General features: G+C 45.0%; 13 protein-coding genes. 7 read left to right on the top strand and 6 right to left on the bottom strand.

Annotated features, from left to right (window positions below; translation table 11 throughout):
* Nucleotides 1-351: 351 nt before the first annotated feature.
* Nucleotides 352-633 (top strand): hypothetical protein, encoded by a 282-nt coding sequence (locus HW560_RS33455; RefSeq protein WP_179261382.1) that lies wholly within the window; start codon nt 352-354, stop codon nt 631-633.
* Nucleotides 634-1044: 411 nt separating this feature from the next.
* On the opposite strand, the gene HW560_RS33450 is transcribed toward HW560_RS33455, so the two are convergent.
* Nucleotides 1045-1293: a hypothetical protein gene (locus HW560_RS33450; protein WP_090807756.1), complete on the bottom strand. Its 249-nt coding sequence runs from the start codon at nt 1291-1293 to the stop codon at nt 1045-1047.
* Nucleotides 1294-1453: 160 nt separating this feature from the next.
* On the opposite strand from HW560_RS33450, the gene HW560_RS33445 reads away from it, so the two are divergent.
* Together HW560_RS33445 and HW560_RS33440 are read left to right on the top strand one after the other, a co-directional pair.
* Nucleotides 1454-2809 (top strand): lipase family protein, encoded by a 1356-nt coding sequence (locus HW560_RS33445; protein ID WP_177185619.1) that lies wholly within the window; start codon nt 1454-1456, stop codon nt 2807-2809.
* Between the two features lie 39 nt (nt 2810-2848).
* On the top strand, nt 2849-3145 hold the full coding sequence (locus HW560_RS33440) for a WXG100 family type VII secretion target (protein ID WP_090893663.1): 297 nt from the start codon (nt 2849-2851) through the stop codon (nt 3143-3145).
* A gap of 102 nt (nt 3146-3247) precedes the next feature.
* Here HW560_RS33440 and HW560_RS33435 read toward each other — a convergent pair whose 3' ends face one another.
* Nucleotides 3248-3778 (bottom strand): hypothetical protein, encoded by a 531-nt coding sequence (locus HW560_RS33435; RefSeq protein ID WP_179261380.1) that lies wholly within the window; start codon nt 3776-3778, stop codon nt 3248-3250.
* A 148-nt stretch (nt 3779-3926) separates the two neighbouring features.
* Here HW560_RS33435 and HW560_RS33430 point away from each other — a divergent pair, with 148 nt between their 5' ends.
* Nucleotides 3927-4292 carry a hypothetical protein gene (locus HW560_RS33430; protein ID WP_090893672.1) on the top strand — a complete coding sequence of 122 codons (366 nt, stop codon included), beginning with the start codon at nt 3927-3929 and terminating at the stop codon, nt 4290-4292.
* A gap of 1216 nt (nt 4293-5508) precedes the next feature.
* Here HW560_RS33430 and HW560_RS33425 read toward each other — a convergent pair.
* From HW560_RS33425 to HW560_RS33410, 4 genes are read right to left on the bottom strand one after another with little or no spacing between them, the layout of a single operon-like run.
* Nucleotides 5509-6132, bottom strand: a complete 624-nt coding sequence (locus tag HW560_RS33425; RefSeq protein WP_179265708.1) for a Ger(x)C family spore germination C-terminal domain-containing protein — start codon at nt 6130-6132, stop codon at nt 5509-5511.
* Nucleotides 6101-6673 carry a Ger(x)C family spore germination protein gene (locus HW560_RS33420; RefSeq protein WP_179265707.1) on the bottom strand — a complete coding sequence of 191 codons (573 nt, stop codon included), beginning with the start codon at nt 6671-6673 and terminating at the stop codon, nt 6101-6103. The genes HW560_RS33425 and HW560_RS33420 overlap by 32 nt, the downstream gene beginning before the upstream one ends.
* Nucleotides 6670-8175 (bottom strand): spore germination protein, encoded by a 1506-nt coding sequence (locus HW560_RS33415; protein ID WP_090893683.1) that lies wholly within the window; start codon nt 8173-8175, stop codon nt 6670-6672. The genes HW560_RS33420 and HW560_RS33415 overlap by 4 nt, the downstream gene beginning before the upstream one ends.
* Entirely contained in the window at nt 8132-9268 is a 1137-nt protein-coding gene (locus HW560_RS33410) for an endospore germination permease (protein WP_179261378.1), read from the bottom strand. The genes HW560_RS33415 and HW560_RS33410 overlap by 44 nt, the downstream gene beginning before the upstream one ends.
* Nucleotides 9269-9464: 196 nt before the next feature.
* Here HW560_RS33410 and HW560_RS33405 point away from each other — a divergent pair, with 196 nt between their 5' ends.
* The 3 genes from HW560_RS33405 (at nt 9465) to HW560_RS33395 (ending at nt 12580) form a co-directional block, all read left to right on the top strand.
* Nucleotides 9465-10358 (top strand): NAD(P)-dependent oxidoreductase, encoded by an 894-nt coding sequence (locus HW560_RS33405; RefSeq protein WP_090893687.1) that lies wholly within the window; start codon nt 9465-9467, stop codon nt 10356-10358.
* A 247-nt stretch (nt 10359-10605) separates the two neighbouring features.
* Nucleotides 10606-11337, top strand: coding sequence for a nuclease-related domain-containing protein (locus tag HW560_RS33400; RefSeq protein ID WP_090893689.1), 732 nt, complete (start codon nt 10606-10608; stop codon nt 11335-11337).
* 343 nt (nt 11338-11680) lie between these two features.
* Entirely contained in the window at nt 11681-12580 is a 900-nt protein-coding gene (locus tag HW560_RS33395) for a hypothetical protein (protein WP_090893691.1), read from the top strand.
* The last annotated feature ends 25 nt before the right edge of the window (nt 12581-12605 follow it).

Genomic DNA, 12605 nt, shown 5'->3' with positions numbered 1-12605 from the left:
TGCGTGCGCAGGGTGCTGTGTGCTTGAATGAATTGATCAAAAACGTGGGCTAATGTAATCGTTGTATCACACTGTGATGTTTAACCCGACTGAATTGTATTAAACGGTACATTATGGCGGTTCTCCAACTTGACGCTGGTCATGGAAGAGGATCGCTTTTTGCTGTGCATCACACGAGGGAAGACAGCTTGATCCGGACTTGTTCTGAAAGAATGGCCTGTTCTTAGAACTTCAGATCAGGAGTTGGTGAAGATGATTGTGGAACCTGAGCAATCTTAAGTTCATTTCTCTATAAAATTCCAAACTTTGGTCACGTTTCCGTGTTAAATTAGGTAAAGGAGGGGATGCAGAATGACGACAACCACACTGGCTGAGCAGGAAGAGGCGTGTTTGTATGACGAGTTAAGACATGCGCTGGAAGAAGTGGAGGAAGGAAAGCAACGGCATAAAATGTTGAAGCATATGATCAGGCAACTCAAGTTTGCCAAATGGCGGAAAGAACGATTTCACTGGTTTGATCAATACTTCCAGAATGTAAGGCCAGTAACACTTTGGATCATGTTAGCCACTGGGGCGCTTATGCCAGTTATGTTGTTCAGCATTTTTATATGGGTATCCTTGTGGGTGGAATGAATCATGATTGATTAGGGTAAATACCTTTGAATGAATAGCATGTTAAAGTGAGGGCAGTGGCATATCTAGAAATTATGTGGACAGTTACTGCCTACTAACTTTATTAGGATAAAGCTAGATTTATTTCCTCACGTATACACGCAAAAGTGTGAGCTTATTACTGGTAACAACTGCCTAAGTACTTGAATGTACCTACTGTCTACTACCCAAAAGGATAAAGACTTTGTACTCATTTTTCAGTTGTTATGTACACGTCACGCCGAAGATGCACTATAATGATTCTACTTCTTTTGGAAAAAGAGGATGGAATCTAGTGAAGTGGTTTCTTATTACATAATTAAAGAGCCGAGTATCTACAAGGCTCTCAGATAAAAAAATCGTATATGTTTGTTTGAGTTAAGTAGAATTCATTTATTGAAGAGGCTTGATTTCATCTGGCACTGAACCCGTCTTGACTTCATAGGTATCATAATCGACCATAGTGAATATTTCCTGATCTTTGTTTCCTTTCACATATCCAGTTAAAGAAACGGTATGGGATAAATCAGCGGGAATAAACTTATGGTCTGTGAATTCAACATCAATTCCATACTTTTCTTTAAAATAGGCTTGGCTTGCTACCTGAGCTTTTTGAATAATCTCTTTTTTCTCGTTTGACATACATCCTCCTAAAGTGAATGATATGGCGCAGATCATTAATATAAAAAGTAATCCTGATTTTTTCAAGTAATCACCTCATATTCCTAATGTTGTCGTTTGATAATGTGCATTATACAACTTCCGTTAACTAGAAGAAAGGGTGAATAGGATGGATAAATACATGACTGACGAATTATATTTAAAAATATCTGAGCTTGCATATACGGATGTTCCTGCAGGTCGTAGTGATATTTTGGACAAGGATGAGTACAAGGATTGGAGAACGGTTGAACCAAAGGGTGCAAGTCTGCATAGTGCGTATTCAGGATTTGATGCTATAGTTCTTGAGAATCCCAAAACAAATCAAGTTATCATCGGTTATAGAGGTACTGAACCTGAAGGTATTATTGGAAAAGCAGCTGATATTGAGACAGATGCCTTCGATGTCGTAGGTGGCAGAACCAGAAGGCTTGAAGATGCGATAACCGATCCAGAACGTCATAATATATTTAAAAATAGTCCCTTCAAACTTATGAAGGATAAATTGGATTGGGAAAATAATCAGTTCCACCAAGCTGAGGAATTGTATGAGGCGGTGAAGGTGGCGTACCCTGATTCAGACATTTCATTGACGGGTCATTCCCTGGGTGGCGGTTTGGCTCAATATGTAGCTGCTCGTCAGGATGTGTCTGGGATGACGTATAGTGCTCCTAGTGTAACGAATCTGCTGGATGATGTCAGTTTGGCCAAGGTGAATGAGGGTCATTTTGATAACAAAATGGTTAACGTGGTTCATCCCAATGATTCTGTAGGGGCTGGGGGAATAAGTGAATATGACAGGCACGTAGGAAGTACCGTGTATAAGGGTCAGGACTTTGACACCGCTAATGCGATGTATCAGAATTGGAAATTTCAGTTTCAGTTAAAGGTTCCTTTTCAGCCTCTGGGTGCAGGCTCACCGATGTTAGTTCATGACGTAAGAGTAGGTGTGGATCTGGACAAGCTTCATGTTGGTGATATTATGAGATTTTTTGATTCATTCTCGAAGGACGAAGGCAAGGGTTATCATTCCATGGATCAATATGAGTTTGATGAGAATGGAAATCTAAAAGGACCGCTAATAGACCGGAGCACAGGTGAAACCATTGATATTTCTCCAAGATGGACAGCACATCAGGAAGCATTAGCCACGTTCTCCAATTTGATGTCAGGCATTGTTCCTCCGTTGATTGCAGCGGCTACAGGAATGGTTAGTGGAAAAGGCGGGGGCAAGATTCAATTAACACCGGAAGAGTTAGCGCAGGCTGCTCGGGAGATGAGGCTGAGTTTAAGTGACTTCTCGAATGATGCCCAGGCTTCAATTCAGATGTTTCAGACACATATATCTACCAGCGAAAGTCAGTCCTTTACTCCCATCGCCTATAACGCAACAGCAACGCTGCAAGCGATCAATCGTTGGTATCAGGAATCCATCAGCGAAATAGCGGAATATATTGAGCGTAAACGAGAGGATTTTGTAATCGCAGACCAACACTAATTTAGTTTACATAGAAGGACTAACGGGAGGAAATGAGAAATGGGCAGAATATCCGTATCCTTGTCTGATTTAAGAAGGGCTGTTCAGCAATGTGAGCAGTTGCAGCAACGGCTCATGCAGCAGGAACAGAAAATGCGCTCCATTCATGGCCGATTGCAGCAGGACTGGATCGGTACATCCGCAACAGAACTGTCACACAGAATGCAGTCATTTATGGATGGGGCATCTGCAAAGCTGAATGAACTCGAAGCTCATAAAGAAGAACTGATGCGATTTATTCGTAAAATGGAGGAAGCGGACAGAGAAGATCGCAGGGATCGCAGCAGGGTACAGTAACACCTCTTTACAAGAAAATAGTTAGATAGGAATGGACCTTCCCATCTAACTATTATGGTTTTTTTCTATATAGAGCAGCGTCATCCAAGTAGCTGATTCGGATTAATGTGTAGCTGACTTAGACTTGTTCAACGTTTGAATCTTCTCTTGCATGTACTGGTGGTAATCGCGAAAACTGCTGATGTGGTGCAAAGAATCGGAATTTTCCGACTGAATCTTAATTTTTCCATCCTGAGGCAGTTTTTTCATCTCAGCAACCACTTGTTTCGAGCCTTGAATATCTCCAGCCATCTCCTGAATTCGTTGTAACAGTGTTGGATGGCCCTCATGTTGCAGCATTTCAGCGAGCGGTCTCATTTCCTCCAGCTTCTGGGTGGATCGTTCAAGAGTGGTCATTACTTTGTCTTCATCCATGCTCGCATTTAGCGAAACCATGCGATGAATATGATCCTTTTCCATCCTTTCCAGCGCTTCCAGATGGGAAGCCTCCAGTCGTTTGGGATCGCTCCAGCTCTCGGTTTGAACAGTATCCTTCTGCTGCGAAGCATGGTTCATATTGGCATTGCCACAGCCCCATAACAGAGTCGAGCAAGTTAACACCGTTCCAACGGCGATGATGCTTTTTAACCTCATGTTGTCACTCCTTATATAATTTCCTTATGGTAGTATGAACCGTAAATTGGTAATTATGCATGCAAACCAATGGATCAGAAGGTCCAACTTTTTAGCATAGGTATTGTTTATAAAGTAAAAGGGTTGCTTGTTACAAAGGAGGAATCTCATGAAACTGTACACCAACAGCATCTGGCGATGGAGCACAACACTGTTGTATCCACTGCTAATGTTTTTAGATAGGAGTTGGACGGGGCAGCCCCATCCATGGTTCGCGTTAACCATTGCCATTGTGTTTTGTTTTCTATGGAGTGGGGTGAAGGAGTTATTCATCTCTACCGGATTGACCTGGTTTGTTGCCATCCCGTGCTGGTGGTATTTCATTGAGCTTCCCAAACCATCGTTTGGCGCAGAGAATTTTGCCGCTCATCTGTGGCTGATCGTGCTGATTTTTATATTTGTGGTGCTACTGCCACAGACCCTGATACTGACCACACGCATGCGAATAATGGAGTACTATAGGCAGAACGGATAATAGTCTGATAGGCGGTCGCTGCCTAGGGGGAATATGATAATTTAACATCATTAATGACTTCCTAACCTGTATGGTTGGAGGTCTTTTTATTAATCAGCAAGGAATAAACTATTTATAATTCCATATCTATCCTGTAAAATCTTCTGATAAAGGTTATTCACGTTGGGCGATTACGTTCAGGCAATCAGGAGGGCATATGAGCAAGAGAGAAGAATGAGAAGTTATACAATTATTTATTATTATTTTTAGTTTTGTATGGAGTTACTTTGTTTATTTGGCCTATGGCTCTTTTTGGACTTGGTATGTCCTTATCGGCACCGTATCCACACACATATGATACTTCCCGTGATCTATTGGTTAAAATTCTTTTCACCTATCCTTTAGGCGTATTATTCGCGATTTTTTATTGTGGGATCAGTTACGAGAACGGGCGATATAAAGCCCCTTATTGGGTTGTTCATGTTCCATTACTTTGGCCTGTTGCATGGATCATAGTCGAATACTTAGGATTGAAATTTAGCTTTTAAAGAAAAGAGGATTGCATATGACACGTAATCGAAAACGGGGAGCATATGTGTTATTTATTATAGTATTTGTAGCGCTTCTCCTCTTGATTCGATCATGCAAGCCAGAAGAGTTCGCCCCCTGCTAGCCAGAAATAACATTCAACCTGAACAGGTGAGGGTGGTAGCACCCGTCGATTCAAGAACTCACTTGGTTTTATATCAGGACACCCAGACTGAGGGTATTGCTTCTGCCTTGATTCAGCAAAGGAAGTGGTCTTCAAAAGTAATAAAATCAGAAAATGTCCTTGAGGACAATAAGGATGAGCCAATATCTTATCGTCTGACGGGATACCAGTATTCTAATGACAACACGTGCTATATTATATACGGATATATCCACAATCCGGACATAATCAGATTACTTATCCACTATAATCCGAATTCTCCGGTTGCGGAAGTAGAGGCAGGGATCCTTGATCCCTCTGATCAGGGGAGGTTGTGGTTTGCTGTAATTCAGCAGCCAATAACGGAAATGCAGATGGACATCCGAGGGCTCGATAACGCTGGCAATACGATCTACTCATCCCTGGATAACGAAGATTAGAAGATCACATGAATGTTATTTAAAATCTCATCTCCCTACCAAAATAATCGAAGCATCAACCAAACAATCCCCTAGTCCGTTTCATACGGCAGGGGATTTGTTATGGCTACACTTTCCTACGGAATTTACCCGTATATGGAATGGTAATATGAATGTCCAGCTTCTGAATGGAATCTTCCGTCAGGATCATCTTTGAGCCGTTGTTGGACAGCTTGCGCCACAGACCTGGATTTTTGCGATAAACCTTCTCCTGAAGTCCATAGACATCGACCCCGCGTTTCAGACCTTCGCGATACGTTTGCATGATTTGCTCCCGCAATGTCTTCTCGCTGAATCGGACCATCTCGTCATAGGAAACAGGGGTGAGATATTCATACAAAGCGGTCAGGTACTTGGCATCGATGTTGAAATGAACCTCATTCCCACGAATGACAGGCACAATTTTGATATTAGGCAAACCAACGCTGAGCACACCATAGACGGTTCCTTCGTTCTCAATAATCAATGGCGCACGACGCATATCCTTAAGTAACCAGTGAAATCCAGAAAGCTTGCTATGGGGCAAATATTCAAAATCATCCCCGGTTCTTTCAAAAAAAGCACCGTCAATCATAAACAGTTCATAATTCTTTTTGTTCTGCGACCAGTGTTCCTTGTTCAGGGTGATACAAGGCAGATAAGTTGTCGTGGACGTATTGTTATGGGTGGCAATGAGTTTGAAACTGAGCACTGGAGGAAACAGCGATTCTTCCAGAAATGAAGGGAAGAGGGTTGTGCAGAATGCTATCCAGTGGCGACAAATTGTATATGGACGTGGCACTAAGAATATTTTCTAGTGGATCGCGCGTGCCGTACACCCAGGTGGTATAACGTGATTCCGGGAAACGTCCAAGCATGTCAAACACTTCCTTAATATGCTTGCTTGTCAAGACACTTTCGCCCATGACAATGGCTGTCACATGGCCCCAAGCAATATGCAGCTGGGAACTTCGGAACAGCTCGTTTACCGCCAGATTCAATGTTTTCCCTGATGTATGTCCAACCCACACGGGTGGAGCCTCCGCCGTTTTGGTTGAACTTTCGCTTTTGGCTACACTGGTAAAGTCCATGCTCTGAACATACATATGGTACAACCCATCCTTATACTCGATCCCGATCGCTTTCGCATAATCCACCTGTTGAATTTCATATGCACTCCAGCACCCACTGGTCACGAAACAAAGAGAGACACTTAACGCTCCAAGCAACCATCGCTGTAAAAGGCGCTTCATCGCTCATTCCCTTCTTTGCGCGGCTCCTGCGTTTCGAGATAGACAGGTCTGCGTTTCATCCATCCTTTCGGAAGTTTGAACAAGGAGGCGAGTGCCTGTTTGAAATTAAGCGGACTGAGCGGCGTGAGATAAGGAATCCCGAACGATTTCAGATCGGTCAGATAGATCAGGAACAGGATAATGGACAGAATGAACCCATATATGCCAAGGGATGCCCCCAGTACAAAACAGAAAAAACGTAGAATCAGAACAGAACTGGTCATGACCTGATTCACAATCGTTGCTCCGGCCACTACGGTTACAGCAATGACGACAATCATGAGCGGGGAAACCATGCCTGCACGGATGGCCGAATCCCCAATAATCAATCCGCCAACAACGGTCAGTGTCTGACCAATGGCGCTGGGAAGCCTCACCCCTGCTTCCCGGAATAGCTCCATCAGCAGCATAATGAGAAACATTTCCACACCAGACTCCATAGGTAAACCCATGCGCCCAACCGAAATCGTGGCTACTAGAGGAAAGGGTAGCTGGTCCATGTGAAAAGAAGTCAGCGCAATATAGAAACCAGGCAAGAACACGGTTATTAATAGCCCGATAAAACGCAGCATACGGCCCACATTCACCGGAAGAAACGGGAAGCTGGCATCCTCGGGGGATTTGAGAAGCAGAAACAAATTGACGGGTCCGATGATGACGCTGGGATTGCCATCCACGATAATGACGAAACGTCCGTTCAGAAGACATTCAGCCGCAAAATCAGGTCTGCCCGTGTAATGGGTTACCGGAAACAATGTGACTTTGGAAGGGGACAATAATTCCTCTAGTTCATTGGCCGTCATAATGCGTTCGATATCGATTTTGCGCAGCCTATTCTTCACATCATCAATCAGCTCGGGATTGGCAATGTTCTTAATATACATCAGGGCGACTTTGGTCACGGAGCGAGAACCAATTAATTCAATATTACAGGCTAATTCAGCCGTACGCAGGCGTGTACGAATTAACGCAATATTAACTGATAGTCGTTCGATAAAGCCATCTCGTGCCCCGCGGATCGATACTTCCGTAGTGGATTCATCCGGCGACCGTGTAGGAATGTTGGATATATCCATGCTCCACATCTTCTGGATGGAAGGAATGCAGATGAGCATGTGTCCCTCAAACACCCGCAAGGACATGAGTTCCTTTCCCAGCGGATTATTCTGTATGTCTATACTTGTCCATTGCAGGGTAATGGACTTCTCGATATCCGATGCACGAACAAAGTGAGTACTCTCGTACGTTCGGGTCAGTTCGGGAAGAATAATATCATATATGGATTTGCTGTCGACCATACCGCTGCAATACACGATGACAATCTGCTGCGGAGATTCCCCAATCATATGGCTGCTGGTGATCACATCGTCTGAACCTGCAAAAAACGTCGTCAGATTATGCTCATTGATTCGGAATGGTTCAGCCAGATGGGGGTTCTTCTTTGGTGTGGTTGTGAGCGGCATGGGCGGGAGCCTCCTTGTCTTTTTTGTGTATGAATGCGGCGAGGGTCAACAGGACTGTTACCGTGGATACATAGGCCAGCATCACGGGAAATTGAATATGGTTTACATAATAGTCAACGTAATCAATTCTCCACCACTGTACAGCTATGGCGCACATGATGAAGGTGACAATTAGAACGGCAACGTACCTTTTCTTTGGTCTACGAAAATCGAGCAGATCGACGATAAGATAGATGGAGATCGCCACTCTGGCAAATGAACCGCTTAGCCATTGATAGATGGACAGGAAGTCCACGTGCTGGAGCAATTTTCCTATATTCACCAGCTTCCATTGTTCATAGGGGCTATTTCGTTGTTTTGCTGCTTCCTCCGGACCGAACTCAACGATGGCTCCCAGCGTTGGGCCAATTGCCATACTGAGCATGAATAACCCAAGCAGCAGAAGATGCCACCAGCGAATTTTACTTTTGATATCGTGTTGGAACAGCATTAATATCCAGATTTCCATCAGTCCAGCAAGCGAATAGATCATGCCCCTTAGAACGGGGCCGGAACCATATTCCATGATGGGAAACAACTGACCATAGTCTTTATATTTCATGTTGGCTGACATCACGAAATATCCAAGCAGGATCACGAATGGAAGCAGAAGACTTGAAGTCATGGCAATGGAACGGATACCTTTGGCAGCCGCCCAGGCAGCAACCAGTGCACCCACACCTGCGAGCACATAGGGTGGGGTGAATTGAAGATAGGTGGATACCGTCCAGTTTGTTGTTTCATATAAGGTATGTGATCCAAGTGCAAGCAGCATGAGTGAGGCAGTGATACGGAAAACCCATGAAGGAATTACGCCAAATTCCCGCGTGATCCAGTCCGTCAAACGCTGTCCGCGTACCCGCCGGATAATAACGAACATCATACATAGAAATAACAAAAATAAGGGAGCAGCAGCGACTACCGATAGCCAGCCATCTCTGCCTGCATAATCCAGGATCGCCGGAATGGACAGCACATGGCACACGAGGCCTGCACTTAACAAAATGATGGAAAAGGACAGCCAAATCGTGATTTCTCCCTTTTCACGGCTCATGGGAATTCTCCTTTCCGTTCAAGGAAGTTTCCGTTAGGTTGTACAGGAAATGGATTTTCGATTCCTGTTTTATCTTTTTGAACAATAGAAGACGAAACAAGATAGACGGAAGAGACAGAAAGCATTAACATACAGATATAGCAAGTTTAGAAGACAAGCTCCAAACGAAGTATAGAGAAATAGGAGGAAACCTGCGATGACAAATACAACGAAGGCACCTGGAGAGACGAAAGTTGGCTTTATCGGTACAGGCGTAATGGGCAAAAGCATGGCAGGGCATATCCAGCAGGCAGGCTATCCACTGCATGTCTATACGCGCACGGCCGCCAAGGCGGATGCGCTGGTGAAGGAAGGTGCCGTATGGCATGACACACCAGGCAAACTGGCAGCCGAGTGTGATGTCATCATCACGATGGTGGGGTATCCGAAGGATGTTGAGGAGATTTATCTTGGTGAAGATGGTCTCGTGGCCAACGCGAAACCAGGCTCGTACCTGATTGATATGACCACATCCAGTCCGCTGCTGGCTGCACGGATCTATGAAGCCGCGGAAGCGAAAGGACTGCATGCATTGGATGCACCGGTTTCCGGTGGGGATATCGGAGCAAGGGATGCCAAGCTGTCCATAATGGTTGGTGGTAGTACGGAGGCTTTTGAAGCGGTTCGTCCGTTGTTCGAGCAAATGGGCACTAACATTGTGCTGCAAGGCAAAGCAGGAGCAGGACAGCATACCAAAATGTGCAACCAAATCGCCATTGCTTCAGGCATGATGGGTGTATGCGAGGCACTCGCTTATGCCAAGACATCCGGTCTGGACGCGGAGAATGTGCTGAAGAGCATCGCTACCGGTGCAGCCGGGAGCTGGTCACTTAGCAATCTCGGTCCGCGCATGATCGCAGGCGATTATGAGCCTGGATTCTATGTGAAACATTTTATCAAAGACATGGGTATCGCTCTCGAATCTGCCAAAGCTATGGGGATGAAGACACCAGGGCTGGCCTTGGCTGAGTCCTTGTATCAGGAAATATCCAGCAACGGTCTGGATGAAAAGGGTACGCAGGTGCTTTACACCTATTATTTACAGGCTTAATCCTCACAACCAAGACAACAGCGTGTTCTTTTTCTTCAATAGAAAGGAATACGCTGTTTTTTTTAAAATTCCCCTTCTCGTATGCGTCTAAAGTCACAGTATTGGTTAAATATTGGTATATACTTTAGTTGAACAATGGATTGTTGGTCCTCTTCCCTTTATTTTTGCCCCTCTTTATCCGACATAAGTAATAGAAGTATACATAATGGATGTGCGAAACCCACACTACATAGAACGGAGCTTGCCCATGTTCAAAAAAATCCTGTCTCTGTTCAAGTCACAGCCAGAGCTCGCGAACCAGATATCAGCTTCCGCTTCATCTTTACCGTCAACGGCCCCCATTCCCACACGTATGGTCCGTAGTCGTCGCAAAACGAAATCGGACGGAGATTGGACCCGTCAGCCCGAGGAACCAAGCACTGCCCAGCAGCTGCATGCTCTTCCGGGTGAATACAAAGTGCTGAACGACTTGCTCGTTGCCAATCCCAAGTCTCGCTCGGGTTACTCATCGATTGATCATGTCGTTATCGGTCCACGGGGAATCTTCGTGATTGAGACACGAAACCTGACGACAGGTGAGATTCGTGGCGGCCGAAGAGAGGCCAACTGGACAGTCAGCAGCAGCCGAATCAAGATGTACAACCCACTGATGCAGCACCGAGGGCATGTGGAGGCCATTCAGGCACACCTCGGTGATTATAAAAGAGTTCGTCTCGTCTCTATGGTGACCTTCACCAATCGCTGCCGGATCAGTGTTGATCCAGCTGTGCGGTATGTTAATTCGGATGAACTGATTATCTATGATCATGAATTGGTGGAGACCATCCTGCGCAAAACGGAAAGGCTTGAGACCGAAGTCCCCGAAACGTTGTATAAGGAACAGGATATTCAGGCCATCTACAACATGCTGTCCGCAGTCAATTCCACGGATCCCCAGATTCGGGCTGATCATATGGAGAAGGCCAAAGGCATCAAATAAGAGGAATCGAACCTGCAACCTGCTGCATCATTCATACGGCGATGAATTGAAAACGAATAATGCAGCTTACCGAGCGTGCATATCAACACGGTTATCCTTTCATGGATGACCGTGTTTTTTGTTCTCTCCGTAAGTGAGAATAGGACTGACGGAAATACAGCATAAGCATGCAGGCACAATGTCTTATACACCCAGTATTTAACTTATGATAGAATAAAGACCAGATTATATAGTAGTCTATCTATGTTATCCGAAAGAATGTTTATGGAATGAACTATTCATGGATTGAAGTAGAGGTTAATATAACACAGGTACATACATAAGATAAGGGGAAGATTACACAATGAGTTGGAATCATAGAATCAAGATGTTCACGGCCATTTTCAGCTTGGTTGCCATATTGACTGCATGTGGCGGTGGGGCGAAGGAAGCAACGATGAAGGAGTCTGCTCAGGATGCTGGCACGGTGGCTACAGCGACCAATAGCTCGGACACGTCAACGACTGACACGTCCGCAGCAGATACCAATGCTGAAGACTCTGCGGGCACCTCCTCAACTTCCGATACAGCGGGGTCTTCGCCTGAAGAAGGCAAGATCGGAGTGGACTCTACACTGGAGGAATTGAAGCAGAAATATGCAGACAAGCTTGGCTATATCCGTGTCCCGCTTAACGATCATCCGGTACGCAGGGTAAGTGAAGAAGGCTCCAAAAATATTAATATCGCCAACTACAGTGATGCGGTAGTGAATATGAACACAGGTATTCCCATCCATTCCGATTCACAGCGTTTGATCGATGATGCCTTTCCTTTTTTCACAACCGTTCAGGCACCGGAAGTCTCCTATGTATCATGGGAAGAAGCAACCAATCTGGAACGTGCCATGGTAAAGACGTTGTTTATCTCTCGTCAGGCGCTGCTCCTCACGGAGGATGCCATGAAGAACAAGGATTACACCAGTCAGTCCTTTACGGACTCGATGGTATTTTTCAAGAATGCAGCGGAGTTCGACTCCATGGCACCTGTCGCGCAGCATACGTATGACATCACTTTAACGAAACTTTACGATAAAGCACGCGAGTCGTGGGCCAAACTGGCTGCAATAGATCCGGAACAGGACGAAGCCGCATTTGCTGAGAAGTATACGGAAGCCAGAACAGAAGCGAATAACGTGATGGGGCTGCTGAACATTTTGCTGTCCACCAATGAAGAAGAACGTATGGAGCAGACATACGGCAAATAGTCATCTATGGAAAATACTGTTCTGA

This window comes from Paenibacillus sp. E222 (assembly GCF_013401555.1).
Taxonomy (GTDB): domain Bacteria; phylum Bacillota; class Bacilli; order Paenibacillales; family Paenibacillaceae; genus Paenibacillus.
The sequence above is the reverse complement of the archived record's forward strand: the minus strand, read 5'-3'. Positions and strand labels throughout refer to the sequence as shown.